Here is a 20447-nt window from a genome sequence, read left to right on the forward strand (position 1 = left end):
TGCAGGCGATCGGGTCAGGGCAACGCGGAGATGCCTCGCTGCGGTTCGTCTCAGCGCCGAGCCTCTGACCATGCGCCGATCCAGATCAGCGCAGCCGCCGCCAGCAACACGCCGGCGGAGATGACGAGGGCCGCATGCAGGCCGGTGATGAAGGCCGCGGACCGGCTGACCATCGAGCCGAACAGCGCGACACCGAGCACGCTGCCGGTCTGCCGGGTCGCGTTCAACACCCCGGCCGCGATGCCGGCATGCTGTGGCCCGGCACTGCCGAGCAGCGCCGATGTCAGGGGCGGCACCAGCAGGCCGAGGCCGCCGCTCATGGCCAGCAATTGCAGGCAGATCGCGAGGTAGCTGGTGCCGGGGCCGATGAACAGCATCGCAAGACATCCGGTGACGGAGAGAGCGGCGCCGAGCGCGATTGTCGCCGGCGCGCCGATCCGCTCCGCGACATGCGGTGCGATCAGGTTGGCGGGCAGCACGGCGCCGAGCATCGGCACGAACGCGAGGCCAGTGGCGAACGCCGACAGCCCGTTGACCTGCTGGAAGTAGAGGCTGAGCACGAAGATCAGGCCGTAGAACGCGACATTGACCAGGAGGCCGACCAGCGAGGTCAGGGCAAACATCCGGTGGCGGAACAGCGAGAGCGGCAGCATCGGCTGCGGCGCGCGCGCCTCACGCCAGACGAACAGCACGGAGAAGACGGCGGCGAGAGCGAAGCCTGCGATCACGAACGGGTTGCCCCAGCCGAGCGCGCCGCCTTCGATCAGCGCGCCGGCCAACGTGCCGAGCGCGGCGATCGCCGCGACCTGCCCCGGCAGATCGAGCCGGTGTTGCTGATGACGCGCGGTTTCGCTGGCAAAGCGCCAGGCGAGCCACAAGCCGGCGAGGCCGATCGGCAGGTTGACCAGAAAGATCGCGCGCCAGCCGACCAGCGCGATCAGTCCGCCGCCGACGAACGGGCCGGCGGTCAGCGCAAGGCTCGCGCCCGCGGCCCAGACACCGACCGCGCGTCCCCGCGCCTTCTCGTCTTCATAGGCATGGCGGAGCAGCGCCAGCGAGTTCGGCACCAGGATGGCCGCGGCCAGCCCCTGCGCGCAGCGGGCGGCGATCAGCGTCGCCGCATCAGGCGCGACCGCGCAGGCAACCGATGCCGCGGTGAAGATCGCAAACCCGGCCATGAAGATGCGCTTGGCGCCGATCCGGTCGCCGAGCGCGCCCGCGGTCAGGATGAAGGCCGCAAAGGCAATCGTGTAGGCGCTGACCACCCATTGCAGTTCGACAACGCCGCCGCCGAGCGAGGCGCCGATCGCGTTGAGCGCCGTGTTGACGATGGTGACGTCGAGCTGCACGACGCCATAGCCGAGACTCATCGCGGCGAGCGTCAACGTCGCCGCGAGCCCGCTCGTTTGCTGATGCGACGTTGCGCGGCGGCCCGGCATGTGCCGGACGTTCAGGGATGTCTGTTGCATGGTCTTGTCCTTGCTCTCGGCAACCAATGCGAGACATAGGCCTTCGTTTCGCCGCAACACTTCGCCACGGATCGAAGTGTGAAATCGCGTGCCTGGCCGTCTATCCGACGGCGGCCCGCTTGCGCGGCGTTTTGCCTCAATAGACCTACGGACCGCCCTCGCGCGGCTCACTGGCCCGAGCGCAGGGCGCATCATGCGCATGCGCGCGTCGACTTCACACTTTGGTAAACGTCACAGCCGGCTCAGCCGTCCCCACGCTGACGCATATCGTCCATTCGCCTCGCGCCAATGAACCCGCATCGACGCCGGGACGGCCGCAAAATCGGCAAAAAAGCCTGCGAAACCGCCTGAAGCGGCGGAACATGCAGTGGTCCCATCGCGGTCCTGCGACTCACATTCCGCGGAGCGAGAACATATGTAGCCAATATGACAATGACGCTGGACGAGGGCCGAAGGTTGGCTTGTCAAGGGCTGCACAACGCATCGGTTTTGCCTTATGGGTCATCGCGTACGGTGCGTTTGCCCGTCACCCGTCGCCGTCCGTGACCGGGTCCCACTGAAATTTGCCGCCCCGCCGGGAGGATGAATGCTTCGGCTGCTGACCACGCTCGGGCGTGGTTTCAAGGAAAAGATCGGCTGGAAACGGCTCGGGATCGCCGCGAGTGTGTTGATCATCGCGTTCGCGATCACGTCGCTTGTTCACACCCTGAAGGGCGTCGATACCGGCATCATTCTCACCGCGCTCACCAACATCGCGCCGCACCGGATCGCGCTGGCGGCGCTCTGCGTGGTCGGCGCGTTCTGCACGCTGACCTTCTACGACTTCTTCGCGCTGCGCACGATCGGCAAGATCCATGTCCCCTACCGCATCGCAGCGCTGTCGAGCTTCACGAGCTACACGATCGGCCACAATATCGGCGCCACGGTTTTCACCGGCGGCGCGATCCGCTTCCGGATCTATTCCGATTATGGCCTCTCCGCGATCGACGTCGCCAAGATCTGCTTTCTGTCGGGCCTGACCTTCTGGCTCGGCAATTTGTTCGTGCTCGGCTTCGGCATGGCCTGGCACCCGGCGGCGGCGTCGGCGATGGACCTGCTGCCGCCGGCGATGAACCGGCTGATCGCGCTCGGCTGCCTTGCCGGCATCGGCGCCTATTTCGTCTGGCTCCTGACCGGCGAGAAGCGCCGCGAGCTCGGCCAGAACGGCTGGAAGGTGGTGCTGCCCTCGGCCAAGCTGACGCTGCTGCAGATCCTGATCGGCGTGGTCGATCTCGGTTTCTGCGCGCTCGCAATGTACCTGCTGATGCCGACCGAGCCGCATATCGACTTCGTCTCGCTGGCGGTCGTTTTCATCCTGGCGACGCTGCTCGGCTTCGCCAGCCACGCCCCCGGCTCGATCGGCGTGTTCGATGCCGCGATGCTGGTGGCGCTGCCGGAGTTCAGCAAGGAACAATTGCTGGCGACGCTGGTCGTGTTCCGCATCCTCTACTTCCTGATCCCGTTCGGGATTTCGATTTCGATCATGGGCATGCGCGAGCTCTGGCTCAACGTGGTGCAGCCCTGGCAAGAGCGGAAACGACTAAGCCAAGCCTGCACGGCTTCGGCGACCGTGCGGCAACCGATCGAAAGCCGGCAGCAGCGGGTCAGGCAGCTGAAACGGTAACGGACAACGTTATCGGCCCCTGTGCGGGCCCTCGACCCCGGATTTTCGATCCTCGCGGCCGCTTCTCTTATTTTCGCCGTACCGCTCGCGTCAAACCGCGCCATGATTGGCTTTTTGGTTCGATTTTCGTTTCGGGTGACGGTCTGCAGCGTGCTGCTCGGCAGCGCGCTGGCCGCGGTCTTCGCATCGGCCGCGGACGCGCAGGACAACCAGCTGCAGATCTCCTGGGAGGTCCGCAACCGCTTCCGCCTGTTCCGCGAGGAACGCGACTTCCGCCTGCATGTCGAAAGCGGGCTTGGCCGCACCGTGCTGGCCTCGGAACAGACGCTGGAACTGCAAAGCGACGGCCGCGGCTGGGCGCGCAACACCGTAAACCGGCTCTGCATCGACCTGCAGGGCCGCGTCAGCGAGCCCTGCACGCGCGACAACGTCAAGGAAAGCTATCTGACGCCGATCGATCATCCGATCGTCGTGCGGCTCACCGGCCCGGTTCCGGTCGGCGCGACCTGTGCCTGGTCGTTCGACGACGGCGACGGGCCGCAATCCTCGACATTCGATTGCGCCGAGCCGATCAACCTGCGCGTCCGCTACGGCCGCACCACGGTCGCGACCGTCGACGTCGCAAGCGGCTCGGACGCCAACCAGCGTGTGGCGACGCAGATCGAGGTGCGCGACCTGCTGATCGCGGGCCTCGGCGACAGCATCGCATCCGGTGAGGGCAATCCCGACCGCGCGATTGCGCTCTCCGACGAGGGCTTCTGCTTCCGCTCCTATCTCGGCGGGGCGCAATATTACCGGCCGAGCCGCGCCGGCTACAAAGGCGGCCGCGCCTGCGAAGCACCGGACACCCTGACCAACTGGCAACGCCAGAGCGCGCTCTGGCTCAACTCGGCCTGTCACCGGTCGCTGTACAGCTACCAGACCCGCACCGCGCTCGCGCTCGCCGTGCAATATCCGCACATCGCGGTGACCTATCTGCCGCTGGCCTGCACCGGCGCCAGCATCGCCGACGGCCTGCTCGGCTCGCAGCAGGCGCGGGAATGCCTGCCGACGAAGACAGCCAACACCTGCTCGGGCACCGTCAACGGCCAGATCGCGGAGCTGCGCACAGCACTCGCCGCCGCCAAGCGCCGTCAGCCCGACCGCACCCTCGACCTCGTGCTGCTGTCGATCGGCGCCAACGACATCTACTTCTCCGGCCTCGTCGCCAACGTGATCGTCGACACGCCGACCGAGCGCACGCTGTTCAGCCGCGGCGGCTCGATGGCCAGCGTCGACGATGCCCGTTCGGCGCTGGCGCGCGACCTGCCGGCCGATTTTGCCAAGCTGCGCGATGCGCTGAAGCCGCTGGTCGGCGGCGATCTCTCGCACGTGATCTACACGGCCTATGCCAATCCGGCGCTGGCCAATGGCGGCGCGCCCTGCCCCGGCGGCCGCGCCGGCTTCGAGATCCATCCCTCGTTCAACGCGGATCCCAACCGCCTCGCGTCGGTCTCGAGCTTCGTGCAGAACGAGTTCCTGCCGCAGCTCAAGGCGATCGCGCAGTGCCAGTCCGGCATCATCTGCCGCAATCCGCAGGCCGACCGCATGACCTTCGTCGATGCGCATCAGGACGCGTTTGCGAGCCATGGCTTCTGCGCACGTGCGTCGACCGATCCGGAATTCGACCGCGACTGCTTTGCCGCCAATGGCGACAGCTTCGTGTCGGACATTGTCGCCGCCGCCAACCAGCCGCTCAAATGCGGCCGCAGCGCCGGCGAATACCGCGCCTACCTGCCGCGCGCGCGCTGGATCCGCGACGCCAATGACAGCTACTTCACGGCGATGACCTACCCGCAGGGCCTGCCGTCCTCGATGCAGCCAAGCGACATCCACGACGCGACATGGGGCATCCTGTCGGCGGTGTATGGCGGCGCGGTGCATCCGAGCGCCGAAGGCCATGCGGCGATGGCCGATGCGGCGGTCCCCGCGGCCGCCACCGTGCTGCAGTTGAACACCGCTGTGCCCGAGGTGATTACCGAGCCGGTCGCGCCACTGCCGATGCCGATTGCACCGACGGGACAGCGCTGAACGCTCACGCTGCCACGCAAGAGCGGAGCACGAGCGTGCGCAGATCGGAGCGTTAGAGAGAAGTGCTAAAGCATGATCCGGAAAAGTGCGAAGCGGTTTTCCGAAAAGATCATGCTCAAACAAAGAACTAAAGCGCGATGACGATTCAACCTAATCTCATCGCGCCTTAGTGCCGCTTCGTCGCGGGCACCGGCGCCGCCGGCTTCGCCACGGCGGCTTGCGCCGGCAGATATTTGGCGACGATCGCGGGATCGAGTTGGGCCACCGCGGTGTCAGGCAGCCGGGTCCAGACCTCATCCTTGCCGAACAGCGAGATGCCGAGAAAGCCGCGCATCGTCAGCGTCTGACCATCGGCGCTCAACGTCATCTTGGCCTTGTAGACCTTGCCGTTGCGCGGATCGAGCACGTTGCCACCTTCATAGGCGAGCCCGTTGCGCTTCATGTCGCGGATGAGGGGAATGCCGAGCCACGGCATGTCCTTGCGATCGTCGGTGCATTTCGAGCAAACCGGATTGGGCGGGTCGCCGGGCGATGAGAACATCTTTGCGATCATGCCTTCGAACAGGCCATTGCGCTCGATCACCAGGAACCAGCCCTCGGGCTTGCCGTCTTCGATCTTTTGCCACAGACCGGCAGCCGACGGGTCGGCCGCCGAGGCCGCAAGCGGAGCAGCTAGCGCAAAGGCCGTGGCGATCGCGAGGATCAGCCGAAGTCTGGATAGCGTGTTCCGCATTATCATCACCTGATCAATCGACCAACTCGACTACAAGCAGACTACGGCCATTTCACGGAGCGTTCCAGTGCCCGCGCCGCGCAGGAGCCGCGCAGGAAGTGGCCCATGCCCCTGGCATTGGTCTCTGCCCGAGTGAAATCAGTTCACCCCGAGCTTCTTCTGCAGACTCGATGACGAGGTTGTGTATTGGAACACCAGCCGCTTGTCCGGATACACGTAGCGGTGCGCCTTCTGCGCCATCAGCGCACCCTCGTGGAAGCCGGAGAGAATGAGCTTGAGCTTGCCCGGATAGGTGTTGATGTCGCCGATCGCGAAGATGCCTGACACGTTGGTCTCGAACGCCGCGGTGTCGACCGGCACCAGATTGTTCTCCAGCGCCACGCCCCAGTTCGCGACCGGGCCGAGCTTCATGGTGAGTCCGAAGAACGGCAGCATCGTATCGCAGGCGATCGTCGAGACCGCATTGTCGTTGCCCTTGAGCGCCGCGCCCGAGAGCTGGCCGTTGGCGCCTTCGAGCCCCGTGACCTGGCCGATCTTCAGATCCATCCTGCCGTCGGCAACGAGCGCACGCATCTGCTCGACGCTGTGCGGCGCCGCGCGGAAATCGTCGCGCCGGTGCAGCAGCGTGATGCGCTTGGCGATCGGATGCAGATTGAGCGTCCAGTCGAGCGCGGAGTCGCCGCCGCCGACGATCAGGATGTTCTTGTCTCGGAATTGCTCCATCTTGCGCACGGCATAAAACACCGACGTGCCTTCATAGGCCTCGATGCCCGGCACCGGCGGGCGCTTCGGCTGGAACGAGCCGCCGCCGGCCGAGATCACGACGACCTTGCACTCGAACTCCTTGCCGGCATCGGTCTTCACGCGGAACAAGGGATCGCCGATCTTCTCGATGCTCTCCACCATCTCGTTGAGATGGAAGGTCGGATTGAACGGCTTGATCTGCTCCAGCAGCTGTTCGGTGAGGCCCTGACCGGTGACGAAGGGAATTCCGGGAATGTCGTAGATCGGCTTCTCGGGATAGAGCTCGGCACACTGCCCGCCGATCTTGTCGAGGATGTCGACCAGATGCACCTTCATGTCGAGCAGGCCCAGTTCGAACACGGCGAACAGTCCGCAGGGGCCCGCGCCAATAATCAGCACATCGGTCTTGATCGCTTCGCTCATGTCCGCTTCTTTTCAGTTGAAATCGACTGGACGGCTTTTTCGCCTGTCCAGCCAAGTGGGCCGGATCGCGACATGCATAATAGGGACAGCGGCTGGCGCGGCAACCCCTTGCCGAGCCTGCGCAAGTCGGCTGTATGGGCGGGAAACCGACGGAGATCCCCCTCGTGAATGCCCCTGTTCGTGCTGACGATGCGCCGCGCCTGGAAGACTTTCCCTACCGCCTGTCCGACAATGTGCGCTTTGCCGATCTCGACCCCAACGGGCACGTCAACAACGCCGTCTATGCGAGCTATTTTGAAACCGGCCGCGTCACGCTGGTGAAGGACCGCAGCATGGGGCTGATGCCGGCGGGGCTCGGCTGGATCATGGTGCGCCTCGACATCCATTTCCGCGCCGAGCTGCACTGGCCGGGTCAGATCGAGCTCGGGCTCGGTCTCGTCAAGTTTGGACGCACGTCGACCACCTTCGACCAGGTGGTGTTTTCGGAAGGCAGATGCGTGGCGTCGGCGAAGGCGGTCACGGTGATGATCGATGAGGCCACGCGCAGGCCGACGCCGCTGCCGGCGGAGGTCAAGCAGAACTTCCGCCGCTGGGTCCGTCGCGGAGTGAATCCGGACGGCGAATAAGAGATCTTAGGCCTGTCGCTCCGGCGTCGACACGACCAATCCGTCGAGATCGTCGGTCACCTTGATCTGGCAGGACAGCCGCGAATTCGGACGCACGTCGAAACCGAAATCCAGCATGTCCTCTTCCATCGGTGACGGCGCGCCGACCTTCTCGCGCCAGGCTTCATCGACATAGACATGGCAGGTCGCACAGGCGCAGGCGCCGCCGCATTCGGCTTCAATGCCGGGAATGGCGTTGCGGATCGCGCCTTCCATCACCGTCGCGCCGTTCTCGATGTCAACTGTGCGTTTCTCGCCGGAATGGTCGATAAAGTGGATTTTGGCCATGATTGCTCGTGCTGCCGGAATGCGCCGGACGATGGATGGAAAGGTCCCGGGCAGTCGTATAACGGGTCGGTCCGCACAGCGCTAGCGCGGAGACCGAAAACCTGCCCGCCTGTTGGGATGCCGCCCAAGCTGTCGCGGCGGACCGCCGAGACGCCAGACGCCTAGGAGCGGCCCAGGATCAACTCGATCGCCGTGCGCGCCTCGGCAATCGCGGCGCCGAGCGCGGCAAGCGGCTGGGCCGCATCGGAACCGCCGCTCAGCGCGGTCTCCAGCTGGGCAGCAGCCTCGGCGACGCCGAAGGCGCCGATCGCCCGCGCCGATCCTTTCAGGGTATGGGCATGGGTCGCCGCCTCGGGCGCCAAGGCGGCCAGTTCACCGAGGATCCGGGCCGACTGGGTCGAGAACATGGCCAGCACTTCCCGCTCGAGGCCCGGATCACCCAGCGTCATGCGCTGAAGATGATCGACGTCGATCGGCCCGGCGCCGGGCGCCAGCGGCGGCGATTGCGTCCATTCGACCCGTTCGAGGTGAAGCGGCATGGCCTGTCCCTGTCGTCTCCGCCGGCCCTCGCCGGCGGATCGTTGGCCCAGCCAATCACGAAACTGGTTAACGGATTGTTGTTGGGATGATCGGCAAAACCGCCCGATTCTGGACAATTTCCGGACACAATCGGCGCTCTACAGCCGGAATTTCGAGTGCCCATAAGGCCTTATGGCGCAAAGCTGTTAACGATGATTAAGAAAGTATTAATCGCAAGCATTTCATTCGCATCGCTCTCCCAATAGGATGTTTGCGGATGTAGCGGACAAGCCGCCCAGGGGGCCGGCTTGCGCTCCGCTTGTGGGCACCGGCTTCGAGCTTGCGTGGGGACGATCGCAGGCTCGCCGACGCGTAAAATAGTGAGAGGGCTCAGACTGAATATGGCGAACACTCCCAAGAAGGTCAAAGATCCCACCGAAGTCGCGCTTTCTGCCATCCAGGAAGCCCTCAACATCAGCGAACAGGGCGCGGAGAATCGCAGCCCCCTCAACGAAGGCGCCGCGCCGCCGAACCTGCCGCCCGCTGCCGATTTTTCAGCCGCATCGTTCGAGTCCCGTCCGAGTAATACCGATCGTTCGGCGTTCGAGCCGATCGAAGAACCGCGCGCGCCGCGCCGCGCCGCCAATGATGATCGCGAAACCATCGGCCAGATGCTGCAGACGCTGCAGGGAGGACGCGCGCGCAACGCCTTCACGCTGTTCTTTGTCTGCTCCGGCGCCTGGCTGCTGGGCGGCGTCATCCTCACCATCGCGTTCTGGCCGGCCCTGCAGGCCTCGATGGCTCAGGGCACCGGCGTCCTGGTGCTCGCCGGCCTGGCCGCGCTGTTCGCCGTGCCGATCCTCCTGTTCTACTATCTCGCCAGCCTCGCCGCGCACGGTCAGCGCATGCAGATGATCGCGCAATCGATGGCGCAGGTCGCGATGCGATTCTCCGAGCCGGAAAACGCCGCCGCCGATTCCATGGTGACGGTCGGCCAGGCGATCCGCCGCGAGGTCGCGGCGATGGGCGACGGCGTCGAGCGCGCGATCGCGCGCGCCGGCGAACTCGAGACCCTCGTTGCCAACGAGGTCGCGGCGCTGGAACGCGCCTATTCCGACAACGAGGTGCGCATCCGCGCGCTGCTGCAGGACATCGCCCACCAGCGCGACAACCTGGTCGGCCAGGCCGAGCAGGTGCGCAGCGCGATCTCCGGCGTGCAGATCGACCTGCGCCACGACATCGCGCTGATCTCGGACGCGATCGCCTCGCGCGTCGACGAGGTCGCCAAGAGCATCACCGGCGCGCTGGAAGAGCGCGGCCAGCACATCACCACCGCGCTGAGCCATGCCGGCGACAACATGATCCTCGCGCTCGGCGAGCGCGGCGGCGACCTGCTCGACCGTCTCGAGGAGGCCAGCGCCGAGACCACGCGCGCGGTGATGGACGCCTCAGAACGGCTGACCACCAGCCTCAACTTCAAGACCGGCCATGTCCATGACGAGTTCGTCGATCTGGCCGATCGAGTTCACGAGTTGCTGAACGAGCGCATCGACCGCATCACCGGCGAGTTCGAGCAGCGCTCGTCCGTCATCGTCGACGGCATCTCCGACCGCACCGAAGAGGTCCACGACTCCCTGAAGAACTCCGCCGACTCGCTGCTGCTCGAGCTCGAGCTGCGCAGCAACGACCTCGTCAGCAAGATCGACGATGCCGGCAACCGCCTCGCCGGCCAGATCCTGACGTCCGGCGACAAGGCAAGCGAGGCGCTCGACGTCACCGTCAATTCGCTGGTCGCCAAGGTGGTGGGCCAGACCGAGACCGCGCACGACTCGCTGTCGCTGCAGATGAGCGCGTTCGACGACCTGGTGAAGAACCACGGCAGCGAGCTCGCCGAGAAATTCGCCCGCGACTCCGGCACGCTCGGCGCGCTGATCACCCGCCACATCTCGGAATTCGACCGCACGGTGAAGACCTTCGGCGGCGACATCGTCGAGCGCATGGGCCAGCGGACCCAGGACATCGCCGACAGCCTGAAGACCTATGTCGACACCTTCGACCACCGTGTCACCAGCAACAGCGGCGAGATCACCGCCTCGCTCGACCAGCGCCTGCTGCAGTTCGAGACCACGCTCGGCAGCCGCGTCACCAATCTCGACGCCTCGCTGACCGACAAGCTGTCGTCGTTCGACAGTTCGCTCGCCAGCAAGATCGGCTCGTTCGACGGCCGTCTGCAATCGCTCGATGACGCGATCGACGGCCGCATGAAGTCCCTCGAGGTCACCTTCGAGAGCCGCGCCAAGTCGGTCACCGAGACCATCGACGGCCATCTCGGCACGCTCGCGACCCAGCTGACCGACGGCGCCTCCCAGGCGATCCAGTCGATCGACTCGCGGCTTGGCCTGCTCACCACCACCCTGACCGAAGGCACCGTGCAGGCGATCGCCGCGGTCGACCATCGCATCAACGGCGTCACCGAGACCATCGACGGCCACAGCGTCCGCCTGGTCGACACCCTCAACGGCCACAGCACCCGCCTCGCCGACACCATCAATGGTCACAGCGCGAACCTGACCGACACCATTTCGGCGCGCTTCGCCGACATCCAGCAGGGCATCGAGAGCCGCGTCGGCGTCATCGCCAGCGACATCGACACCCGCGTCGCGCAATTCGAGGACCTGCTGGGCTCGCGCGTCGAGGCCGTCGCCGGCCGCATCGAGAGCAGCGGCCGCCAGGCGAGCGAGGACCTGATGTCCCGCGCCGAGCTGTTGTCGTCGAGCATCAAGTCCCATGTCGAGGACGCCGAGCGTTCGCTGACCAACCTCGTGGTCAACACCAGCGAAACCATCCAGACCGGCGCGCGCACGGCGCAGCAGGCGCTGCTCACCGTGTCCGCGGACGTCGGCAACCAGCTCAAGCTGAGCTCGGCCGAGGTTGAGAGCGTGCTGACCGCCGTCGGCACCAGCGCCGCCAACTCGATCCTCACCAGTGCCCGCGACGCCCAGGTGTCGCTGGTCTCGGCCTCCGGCGACGTTGCCTCGCAGATCAAGGCACTGTCCGAGGATGTCGAACGCACGCTGCAGGCGGCCGGCAGCGCCACCGCAGCCTCCGTGCTGTCGGGCGCCCGTGACGCGCAGACCACGCTGGTCAGCGCCTCTGTCGAGGCCGCAAGCCAGGTCAAGTCGCTGGCCAGCGATGTCGAGCAGTCGCTGTCGATGGCCGGCTCTGCCGCCGCCGAGGCGATCATGACCGGTGCCCGCGAGGCCCAGACCACGCTGATCTCGACGTCGACCGACGTCACCGGCCAGGTCAAGTCGCTCGCCAGCGACGTCGAGCGTTCGCTGTCGATGGCCGGCTCCGCCACCGCGGAAGCCGTCGTCGCCTCCGCTCGCGAAGCCCAGAGCACGCTTGCCGGTGCATCCACCGAAGCCGCCAACCTGGTCCGCACGCTCGCGGCCGACGTGCAGCACTCGCTCTCGACCGCCGGCTCTGCCGCCGCCGAGGCAATCATGACCGGCGCCCGCGAGGCCCAGACCACGCTGATCTCGACGTCGACCGACGTCACCGGCCAGGTCAAGTCGCTCGCCAGCGACGTCGAGCGCTCGCTCTCGATGGCCGGCACCGCAACCGCGGAAGCCGTCGTCGCCTCCGCCCGCGAGGCCCAGAGCACGCTGGCAGGCGCGTCGACCGAAGCCACCAACCTGGCCCGCACGCTGTCGGCCGACATCGAGCGCTCGCTGTCGATGGCGGGCTCCGCCACCGCGGAAGCCGTCGTCGCCTCCGCTCGCGAGGCCCAGAGCACGCTGGCAGGCGCATCCACCGAGGCCGCCGATCTGGTCCGCTCGCTGGCGGCCGATATGGAGCGTTCGCTGTCGATGGCCGGCTCCGCCACCGCGGAATCGATCACGTCAGGCGCGCGTGAGGCCCAGAGCACCCTGGTCGACGCGTCGACCGAGGCCGCGACCAAGGTGTCGGCGCTTGCCGCCGACATCCAGCGTGCGCTGTCGATGGCCGGCTCCGGCACCGTCGAGATGCTGACGGCCGGCGCCCGCGAGGCGCAGAACACCCTCGTCACCGCGTCGACGGAAGCAGCCAACCATGTCAAGTCGCTGGCCGTCGATGTCGAGCGCACCCTGACCTCGGTCGGCACCAACACCGCGCAGGCGATCCTCGGCAGCGCCCGCGAGGCCCAGAGCTCGTTCGTGGCGACCTCCAGCGAGGCCGCAAGCCAGATCCGCGAGATCTCCGCCGAGATCGAGCGGTCACTGACCACGGCCAGCGCGGAGACTGCGCAGACCATCCTGGGCAGCGCCCGCGAGGCCCAGAGCTCGTTTGCGGCGACCTCCGCCGATGCCGCCGCCCAGATCCGCACGCTCTCGACCGATATCGAGCGCGCGCTGGGTGCGGTCACGGCCAAGACAACCGACAACATCCAGACCTCGGCGCAGAACGCGCAGGCCGCGCTGATCACCATGTCCAACGAGGTCTCGACCAAGGTCAAGACGACCTCCGCCGACATCGAACGTTCGGTGCTGTCGGCCTCCAGCGCCTTCGGCTCGGCGATGACCGGCAAGACCGACGAGATCGTCACCTATGTGCAGCAGCAGACCGAGCGTCTGTCGCAGATGGTCGACGGCCGCCGCGGCTCGCTGGTCGAGGCGCTGACCGCCAAGACCACGCAGCTGTCGAGCGACATGGATCGCGCCACCGCGGATGCGCTGAAGGCGATCGAAACCCGCGGCCTCGCCTTCTCGCAGTCGATGTCGGCCCACGGCAGCGATGTCGCGCGCAACATCACCTCGGCCGGCGATCAGGCGACCGGCGCGGTGGCGAAGTCGCTCAAGGAGCTCGAGCAGGCTTCGCGCGCGGCGATCGACCAGTCGCGCCAGGTCTCGATCTCGGCCGTCACGGAGATGCAGGAGACCAGCAAGATCCTGCGCACCGATACGGTCGCGCTGTTCGAGCGGCTGCGCGAAGGCAACATCCTCTTGCAGGAAGTGTTGACCGGCGCCCACGACAACCTCAACTCGCTGGAGCGCGCGCTGGTGACCCGCGTGGCCGACTTCGTGTCCGCCATGAACGACGTCACCTCGCGCAACGGCGTGGCAACCCAGACGCTGGAAGACCAACTGACGGTGTTCAACAGCAAGACCGGCAAGGCGCTGGAAGATCTCGGCGCGCTGTCGAGCCAGTTCGAGACCCATGGCAAGGCGCTGATCGATGCGGCTGCCGTGGTCGAGCAGGCCAACCGCTCGACGACGGCCTCCGTCAGCGAGCGCAAGTCGGCGCTGGAAGCGCTGGTCACGACCATCGACCTTCGTACCACCGATCTCGACCAGCGGCTGTCGCGCTTCACCGGGCTGCTCGATGAATCGCTCGGAGCGGCCGAGGAACGCGCCCGCGACATCGCCCGCGTGGTGGCGGAGACCGCAGGCGCCGGTTCGGCTGCGATCAGCAGGCAGTTCGAGGCGGTGCGCCTGGCGGCCGAGAACGAGCGTCAGCAGACCGTCGACGCCATGAACGACCTCTACCAGCAGAGCAACGCCGAGACCGATGCGATGTTCAAGGAATCGACGGAGAAGTTCTCCGCGATGGTCACGGCGATGAAGCAGATGGCGAGCGAGATGCACAACGAGCTCGAGGCCACCCGCAACGAGCTTCGCCGCGGCGTGCTCGAGATGCCGCAGGAGGCCGCCGAGAACACCGCGCAGATGCGCAAGGTGATCGTCGACCAGATCGAGGCGCTGGCCGAGCTGAACCGCATCGTCGCTCATCACGGCCGCGGACTCGACGTGGTCTCGACCAACCGCGCCAGCGTTCGCCACGAGGAGCCGGTGGTGGCTGCCGCCGGCGGCCGCGGCGATGTGCGCATGCGGGACAACGGCAACAGCGCCTCGACGCTGCCGCCGCCGGATCTCGGCATGGCGAGCTCGCGCCGCACCGAGGCCCCGTCGGTCAGCCCGGCAGGCTCCGACAACAACGGCGACGGCTGGCTGTCCGACCTGCTCAACCGCAGCGACGCACCGCCGCCTGCCCCGCAGAGCCGCGACGCCCAGCAGCGCCCGCGTCCGCAGCAGCAGCCCGTCAATCCGCTGGAGTCGCTGTCGCTCGACATCGGCCGGCTGATGGACCGCACGCTTGCGGCCGAGATGTGGGATCGCTACCAGCGCGGCGAGAACAAGGCGTTCTCCAAGCGCCTCTACACGCCGGCCGGCCAGAAGGCCTTCGATGAGGTGGCCCGCAAGTATCGCGCCGACCGCGGCTTCAAGCAGACGGTCGATCGCTACATCGCGGAGTTCGAGCGCCTGCTCGACGAAGTCGCCCGCGACGGCCGCGGCCAGCAGGAGCTGAGCAGCCACCTGACCTCGGAGACCGGGCTGGTCTACACCCTGCTCGCGCACGCCGCGGGACGGCTGGGGTAAGCCGGCAAAGTAAGCGTGTAGCGAATGGAAACGGAGGCCTCACGGCCTTCGTTTTGTTTTGGGTGGGATTGGAAAATTCGCGTCGACGAAGACTCGACAGGGTCATTCCGGGGCGATGCGAAGCATCGAGCCCGAATCTCGAGATTCCGGGTTCGGTCCTACGGACCGCCCCGGAATGACTGTGCGACCAGAGGGCAGCGAACCTGTTCGCCATTCGCCCTTTATTGCCGCCGCCGCGGCCCGGGCGCGGTCGCCGGAGCCGGCGCGGGCTCGGGTGCGGCGTTGTTGCTGCCGCCGAAGATCACCCGGCTCGGGTTGCGGTCGAAATTGTTCACGGCGCGGCTGATGTCGGACAGCGTCCTGCGGCCGTCGTTGATCAGGAGATTGGAGCGCTTGTCGAGATCCTCGGCGAGTTCGCGGATCGACTTCACCATCAGGTTCAGCTCGCTGCCATTGTTGCCGCCCGCGATCGCATTGAGGCCAAGCATCAGGCTGTCGGCCTTGCCCATCACGCCGTCGACCTTGAGCATGACGTTGTCGATCTTCTCGGAATTGCGCGCTAAGGCCTGGGTGAAGACCTCGAGATTCTTCAGTGAATTCTTCACCGACTGCTGATTGTCGGCGACGATGCGGTTGACGTTTTGCAGGGTGGCGCGGATCGCCTCGGTGACGTCCTGCAGCGCATTCGGGTCGGCGGTCAGAACCGGGATGCCATCCTCGTCCAGCGGCACCGGCGGGGCGGCCTCCTCGCCGCCCTTGAGCGAAATCGCGGCGACGCCGGTGAGGCCCTGGAACTCGAGACCGACCAGGGTGTCCTTGCGGAGCGGTGCGTTGTTCTCGATCATCGCCAGCGCAACCACGCGCCGCGGGTTGTCGAGCTTCACCGAGACCACTTCCCCTATCCGAATACCGTTAAAATTGACATTGCCGCCGTTGCGCAGGCCTGACGCGGGCCCTTCGAAGATCACCCGCAAGGGGCTGCGCTGCTTGGTGGTGTGCAGGCTCTGGAACCACAGCACGAAGCCGAATGCGGCGGCGATCACCGCCAGCGTGAAAGCCCCGATCAAGACGTAGTTCGCCCGCGTTTCCATCAATTACTCGCGTTAATCACTCTTGGGCCCTCGCGCAGCCGGCTGCGCTCGAGCCCGTCGAATTCCCTGTTGGCGCATGATCTCGTCCGAAAATCGGCTCCAGGTTTCGGGATCATGGGCTAGGCCACAACGGCACGGGCGCGCTTGCCGTTGAAATATTGCTGCAGCCATGGATGCTGCGACGCCTTCATGTCGACGATCGATCCTGCAGCAATGATCTTACCGTTCCCTAAAACGGCGATACGGTCGCACGCGGTGTAAAGACTGTCGAGATCGTGGGTTACCATGAAAACGGTCAGCCCCAAAGTGCGCTGCAGGGTGCGCACCAGCTCGTCAAACTCGCCGGCGCCGATCGGATCGAGACCCGAGGTCGGCTCGTCGAGAAACACGAGTTCTGGATCGAGCGCGAGTGCGCGCGCAAGCGCGACGCGCTTGATCATGCCGCCCGACAATTCCGACGGATAACGATCGGCGACTTCCGGCTTCAGCCCGACCATCACGAGTTTTGCCACCATGATCTCGTCGAGCAGCCGCTGCGAGACGCGCAGATATTCGCGCGCCGGAAACTGGATGTTCTGGCGCACCGTGAGCGAGGAGAACAGCGCGCCCTGCTGGAACAGGATGCCCCAGCGGCGCTCGACGGCGCGGCGCTGCGAGGTGCTCGCGGCGTCGAGATCGACGCCGAACACCTCGATGCGGCCGGCGACCTTCGGCACGAGCCCGATGATGGTGCGCGTCAGCACCGACTTGCCGGCGCCCGAGGGCCCGACGAAGCCGAGGATCTCGCCGCGCCTGACGTCGAGGTTGAGGCCGTCGAGCACCCGCGTGTTGCCGAATTGAACCGTGATGTCGCGGACCCGGATGATGGCGTCGTTGTCCTCTTCCGCCATGATCACATCCCGATCGAGGCGAAGAAGATCGCGAACACGCCGTCCATCACGATCACGAAGAAGATTCCTTTCACCACCGATGCGGTGGTGTGCTGTCCGAGCGACTCCGCCGAACCCTGTACCGCCAGGCCTTCGACGCAGGCGACGATACCGATCACCGCCGCCATGACCGGCGCCTTGACCATGCCGACGATGAAATGGTCGATCGATATGGCATCACGAAGGCGGAGCAGGAAGGCCTCCGGATCGACGCCGCCATAGAGCCAGGCCACCAGGCCGCCGCCATAGAGCGCAGCCATCGCGCCGAGGAAGGCCAGGATCGGCAGCGCCAGCACCAGCGCCAGCATGCGCGGCAGGATCAGGACCTCGATCGGATCGAAGCCCATGGTGCGCAGCGCGTCGATCTCCTCGCGCATCTTCATCGAGCCGAGCTCGGCGGTATAGGCCGAGCCGGAGCGGCCCGCGACCATGATCGCGACCAGCAGCACGCCGATCTCGCGCAGCACCAAGACGCCCAGCATGTCGACGACGAAGATGTCGGCGCCGAACCTGCGGAAATGGAAGATGCCCTGCTGCGAGATGATGCAGCCGATCAGGAAGGTGATTAGCACCACGATCGGCACCGCGCGCCAGCATACCTGCTCGAGGTGATGCACCGTCGAGGTCAGGCGGAAGCTGCGCGGATGGATCAGCACCTTCCCGGCGGCCGCCAGCACCGCGCCGAGCATGTCGACGAGGCCGATGATGGTGCTGCCGATCCCGGCCACGGTGCGCCCGATCTGCTCGAGCATGCCTGAGATCGACAGCCGGTCGCTGACGACCCTGGGCGCGGGGCCGACGCGGCGGACCTCGTCGACCAGGCTGGAGTAATTGGCGGAGAGGCCCGCGATCTCGGCTTCTGCGGTGGCGTCGCTCAGGCTGCGGCGCAGCCGCTCGATCAGCCAGGCGCCGAAGGTGTCGAGGCTCGCGACCTGCGACACGTCGATGAAGATGTGCGGCCGGCTGCCGCGCAGCTTCTCCGCATCGGAGACGATCCGCTCGAGCGCAGGTGCAAAGCGGGCCGTCCAGTTGCCTGCCGCGCACAACGCCAGCCCTTCGCCTTGGGCTATCCGCTCCAGTGTCGGGTCGCCGCTCACCTCTAACCCACCCCTCAAGCCGGCTGGCTGCCGCTAACGCTGATCTCCGGCGCTGCCGGATCGGCTTGTCGAATCTGTCGCTAAACAGCCATAGTTGGCTGCGCGTCGCAAGCTACGGTTCAGGAAATAGTAGACTTTAAAATGACTTCCACCCCATCCGGAGCGATTTCCCTGACCGGTCGGATCGAGCGCTGGCCGATCGCGGGGACCTTCACGATCAGCCGCGGCACCAAGACCGAGGCTGTCGTCGTGGTGGCCGAGGTGAGCCAGGGCGGCCTCACCGGCCGCGGCGAATGCGTACCCTACCCGCGCTATGGCGAAACGCCCGAGGCGACGCTGCAGGCAATCCAGGCCCTGCAGGCGCCGCTCGCCGGCGGCATGGACCGCATCGCCTTGCAGGCCCGGATGGCTGCCGGCGCCGCCCGCAATGCGCTGGATTGCGCGCTGGCGGACCTGGAGGCCAAACGCGCCGGTAGGCGGATCTGGAACCTGCTCGGCCGGCCCGCACCGGAACCGCGCACCACCGCCTATACGATCTCGCTCGGGACATCAGAGGCGATGGCGGAAGCCACCGCGAAGGCCGCGCATCGTCAGTTGCTCAAGATCAAGCTCGGCGGCGAAGGCGACGGCGCGCGGATCGCCGCCGTGCGCAAGGCGGCGCCTCGATCCGAGCTGATCGTCGACGCCAACGAGGCCTGGACGGAGGACAACCTCGCCGCCAATCTCGCTGCCTGCGCCGATGCCGGCGTCACCCTGATCGAGCAGCCGCTGCCGGCGGGCAAGGACGCGGCGCTGGCGCGGATCCGGCGCCCGGTTGCGGTCTGCGCCGACGAGAGCGTGCATGACCGCGCCTCGCTCGCCGGCCTGCGCGGCCGCTATGACGCCGTCAACATCAAGCTCGACAAGACCGGCGGATTGACCGAAGCGCTGGCGATGGCGGACGCCGCCCGCGCGCACGGCTTCGAGATCATGATCGGCTGCATGGTCGCGACCTCGCTCGCGATGGCGCCGGCGATGCTGATCGCGCAAGCCGCGCGCTTCGTCGATCTCGACGGCCCGTTGCTACTGGCGAAGGATCGCGACCACGGCCTGCGCTACGAGGGCAGCCTGGTCTATCCGCCCGACGCCGCACTCTGGGGCTAATCGGTGAGACGCTTGCGCGCCAGCCACATCACGAGCCCGCCCGTGGCCGCCATCGCGGCCATCATGTCGTAGACGCCGAGCCCGAAGCGCGCATAGACCATGCCGCTGACGATCGCCGTGGTGCTCGCGACAATGCCGCCGCAGGCGGTGAGATAGCCCTGCGCGCGCGCCATCACGTGAACCGGCACGTGATGCACCATCAGGCCCATGATGCCGACCTGGGTCAGGCCGAAGCTCAGTCCATGTCCGAGCTGCACAACTGCAAGCACCGCAAGCGGCGGGTCCTGCGCGGTGATCGCCCAGCGCGCCGCGGCACTGGCGGCCGCGATCATCACCAGCACAGCCGACGGCAGCGTGAAGCGCGGCGAGGCCGCAAACAGCACGATCTCGGCGATCACGCCGAGCACCCAGAGACACGCGATCGTCAGGCCGCTGAAGCCGGCCTGCTGCCAAGCAATCGATGCGAAGATATAATAGGCGCCGTGGCTGCCCTGGATCAGCGCCGAGGAGACGATGATAGCGAGGAAGGTGGGATTACGCAGCAGTTTTGGCGCGCCGGCCGCAGGTGTGGCGGCTGCCACCGGGCGGCCCAGCGGCCGCAGCGTCAACCCGACCAGCGCGCCGAGCACCGTCACGGCCGTGATGATCCAGATCAGGTCGACCTCCGCGACATAGCGGAGCAGGAAGCCGCTCAGCAGCGCGCTGACCGCGAAGGCGGCCGAGCCCCAGAGCCGCAGCGGTCCGTAGCTGAGGCCGAATTGCCTGACGCCGCGCAGCGCATAGGCGTCTGTGAGCGGCACCATTGGCGTCCAGACGCAGCAGGTCAGCGCATAGATCGCCAGCAGCACGAACGGCTGGTGCTGGGTGCCGATCACGGCAAAACCGAACGCCGTAGCGAATCCGGTGGCGATGATCGCCCCGCGCAGCATCTGGCGCCGCTCCGCCGCCGCGGTGACCAGCGGCAGCACGGTGAAGCGCGTCACCGGCGGCACCGCGGTGATGATGCCGATCCAGGTGGCGTCGATGCCGACCGCCTTCAGCCACACCGTGAAAAACGGCAGATGAACCCCGGTCATGCCGAACAGCGTGGCATAGAATGCCGCTAGGCTGCGCGCGAATCGCCGCGATGCAATCCTTGCTGCAATGGGGATTTGTGATTCGGAAGACATCAATTCAATTGCGATTCGCGCGATA

14 protein-coding genes are annotated in these 20447 nt (G+C 66.5%); 5 read left to right on the plus strand and 9 right to left on the minus strand.

The features are described 5' to 3' along the window. Positions 1-50 precede the first annotated feature (50 nt). Positions 51-1439: an MFS transporter gene (locus ACVMB1_RS19220; protein WP_456849911.1), complete on the minus strand. Its 1389-nt coding sequence runs from the start codon at positions 1437-1439 to the stop codon at positions 51-53. A 616-nt stretch (positions 1440-2055) separates the two neighbouring features. On the opposite strand from ACVMB1_RS19220, the gene ACVMB1_RS19225 reads away from it, so the two are divergent. Both ACVMB1_RS19225 and ACVMB1_RS19230 read left to right on the plus strand, forming a co-directional pair. Beyond that, positions 2056-3132 (plus strand): lysylphosphatidylglycerol synthase transmembrane domain-containing protein, encoded by a 1077-nt coding sequence (locus ACVMB1_RS19225; protein ID WP_028337716.1) that lies wholly within the window; start codon positions 2056-2058, stop codon positions 3130-3132. A gap of 102 nt (positions 3133-3234) precedes the next feature. Then, positions 3235-5202, plus strand: a complete 1968-nt coding sequence (locus tag ACVMB1_RS19230) for a hypothetical protein (protein ID WP_375166471.1) — start codon at positions 3235-3237, stop codon at positions 5200-5202. A 166-nt stretch (positions 5203-5368) separates the two neighbouring features. Here ACVMB1_RS19230 and ACVMB1_RS19235 read toward each other — a convergent pair whose 3' ends face one another. After that, positions 5369-5935, minus strand: a complete 567-nt coding sequence (locus ACVMB1_RS19235; RefSeq protein WP_057016746.1) for a DUF2147 domain-containing protein — start codon at positions 5933-5935, stop codon at positions 5369-5371. Positions 5936-6073: 138 nt separating this feature from the next. After that, complete coding sequence (locus tag ACVMB1_RS19240; protein ID WP_057016688.1) at positions 6074-7102, minus strand: NAD(P)/FAD-dependent oxidoreductase; 1029 nt, start codon at positions 7100-7102, stop codon at positions 6074-6076. A 164-nt stretch (positions 7103-7266) separates the two neighbouring features. Here ACVMB1_RS19240 and ACVMB1_RS19245 point away from each other — a divergent pair, with 164 nt between their 5' ends. Beyond that, positions 7267-7728: an acyl-CoA thioesterase gene (locus tag ACVMB1_RS19245; RefSeq protein WP_076825837.1), complete on the plus strand. Its 462-nt coding sequence runs from the start codon at positions 7267-7269 to the stop codon at positions 7726-7728. 6 nt (positions 7729-7734) lie between these two features. On the opposite strand, the gene ACVMB1_RS19250 is transcribed toward ACVMB1_RS19245, so the two are convergent. Next, positions 7735-8055, minus strand: a complete 321-nt coding sequence (locus ACVMB1_RS19250; RefSeq protein WP_016841525.1) for a 2Fe-2S iron-sulfur cluster-binding protein — start codon at positions 8053-8055, stop codon at positions 7735-7737. Positions 8056-8216: 161 nt separating this feature from the next. After that, positions 8217-8594 (minus strand): Hpt domain-containing protein, encoded by a 378-nt coding sequence (locus ACVMB1_RS19255; protein WP_456848880.1) that lies wholly within the window; start codon positions 8592-8594, stop codon positions 8217-8219. 381 nt (positions 8595-8975) lie between these two features. On the opposite strand from ACVMB1_RS19255, the gene ACVMB1_RS19260 reads away from it, so the two are divergent. Next, a complete protein-coding gene (locus tag ACVMB1_RS19260) occupies positions 8976-14993 on the plus strand; it encodes an apolipoprotein A-IV repeat region-like domain-containing protein (protein ID WP_456848882.1) in 6018 nt (2005 codons plus the stop codon). Positions 14994-15214: 221 nt separating this feature from the next. Here ACVMB1_RS19260 and ACVMB1_RS19265 read toward each other — a convergent pair whose 3' ends face one another. The 3 genes from ACVMB1_RS19265 to ACVMB1_RS19275 all read right to left on the minus strand — a co-directional run bounded on the left by ACVMB1_RS19265 (position 15215) and on the right by ACVMB1_RS19275 (position 18110). Next, on the minus strand, positions 15215-16084 hold the full coding sequence (locus ACVMB1_RS19265) for an MlaD family protein (protein WP_028341638.1): 870 nt from the start codon (positions 16082-16084) through the stop codon (positions 15215-15217). 119 nt (positions 16085-16203) lie between these two features. After that, complete coding sequence (locus ACVMB1_RS19270; RefSeq protein ID WP_076825724.1) at positions 16204-16974, minus strand: ABC transporter ATP-binding protein; 771 nt, start codon at positions 16972-16974, stop codon at positions 16204-16206. A gap of 2 nt (positions 16975-16976) precedes the next feature. Then, positions 16977-18110, minus strand: a complete 1134-nt coding sequence (locus ACVMB1_RS19275) for an MlaE family ABC transporter permease (protein WP_076825726.1) — start codon at positions 18108-18110, stop codon at positions 16977-16979. 141 nt (positions 18111-18251) lie between these two features. On the opposite strand from ACVMB1_RS19275, the gene dgcA reads away from it, so the two are divergent. Next, positions 18252-19253, plus strand: coding sequence for an N-acetyl-D-Glu racemase DgcA (gene dgcA / locus ACVMB1_RS19280; RefSeq protein ID WP_456848884.1), 1002 nt, complete (start codon positions 18252-18254; stop codon positions 19251-19253). Here the strand turns inward: dgcA and ACVMB1_RS19285 are convergent. After that, positions 19250-20422, minus strand: a complete 1173-nt coding sequence (locus ACVMB1_RS19285; protein WP_456848886.1) for an MFS transporter — start codon at positions 20420-20422, stop codon at positions 19250-19252. The two genes, dgcA and ACVMB1_RS19285, sit on opposite strands and share 4 nt — an antisense overlap. Between the last annotated feature and the right edge of the window lie 25 nt (positions 20423-20447).

This window comes from Bradyrhizobium sp. USDA 4504 (genome assembly GCF_054063995.1).

What these genes read in the sequence shown, in the direction of transcription:
- ACVMB1_RS19220 (WP_456849911.1), bottom strand. Translation starts at nt 1,439, where the DNA reads ATGCCGGGCCGCCGCGCAACGTCGCATCAGCAAACGAGCGGGCTCGCG.
- ACVMB1_RS19225 (WP_028337716.1), top strand. Translation starts at nt 2,056, where the DNA reads ATGCTTCGGCTGCTGACCACGCTCGGGCGTGGTTTCAAGGAAAAGATC.
- ACVMB1_RS19230 (WP_375166471.1), top strand. Translation starts at nt 3,235, where the DNA reads ATGATTGGCTTTTTGGTTCGATTTTCGTTTCGGGTGACGGTCTGCAGC.
- ACVMB1_RS19235 (WP_057016746.1), bottom strand. Translation starts at nt 5,935, where the DNA reads ATGCGGAACACGCTATCCAGACTTCGGCTGATCCTCGCGATCGCCACG.
- ACVMB1_RS19240 (WP_057016688.1), bottom strand. Translation starts at nt 7,102, where the DNA reads ATGAGCGAAGCGATCAAGACCGATGTGCTGATTATTGGCGCGGGCCCC.
- ACVMB1_RS19250 (WP_016841525.1), bottom strand. Translation starts at nt 8,055, where the DNA reads ATGGCCAAAATCCACTTTATCGACCATTCCGGCGAGAAACGCACAGTT.
- ACVMB1_RS19255 (WP_456848880.1), bottom strand. Translation starts at nt 8,594, where the DNA reads ATGCCGCTTCACCTCGAACGGGTCGAATGGACGCAATCGCCGCCGCTG.
- ACVMB1_RS19260 (WP_456848882.1), top strand. Translation starts at nt 8,976, where the DNA reads ATGGCGAACACTCCCAAGAAGGTCAAAGATCCCACCGAAGTCGCGCTT.
- ACVMB1_RS19265 (WP_028341638.1), bottom strand. Translation starts at nt 16,084, where the DNA reads ATGGAAACGCGGGCGAACTACGTCTTGATCGGGGCTTTCACGCTGGCG.
- ACVMB1_RS19270 (WP_076825724.1), bottom strand. Translation starts at nt 16,974, where the DNA reads ATGGCGGAAGAGGACAACGACGCCATCATCCGGGTCCGCGACATCACG.
- dgcA (WP_456848884.1), top strand. Translation starts at nt 18,252, where the DNA reads ATGACTTCCACCCCATCCGGAGCGATTTCCCTGACCGGTCGGATCGAG.
- ACVMB1_RS19285 (WP_456848886.1), bottom strand. Translation starts at nt 20,422, where the DNA reads ATGTCTTCCGAATCACAAATCCCCATTGCAGCAAGGATTGCATCGCGG.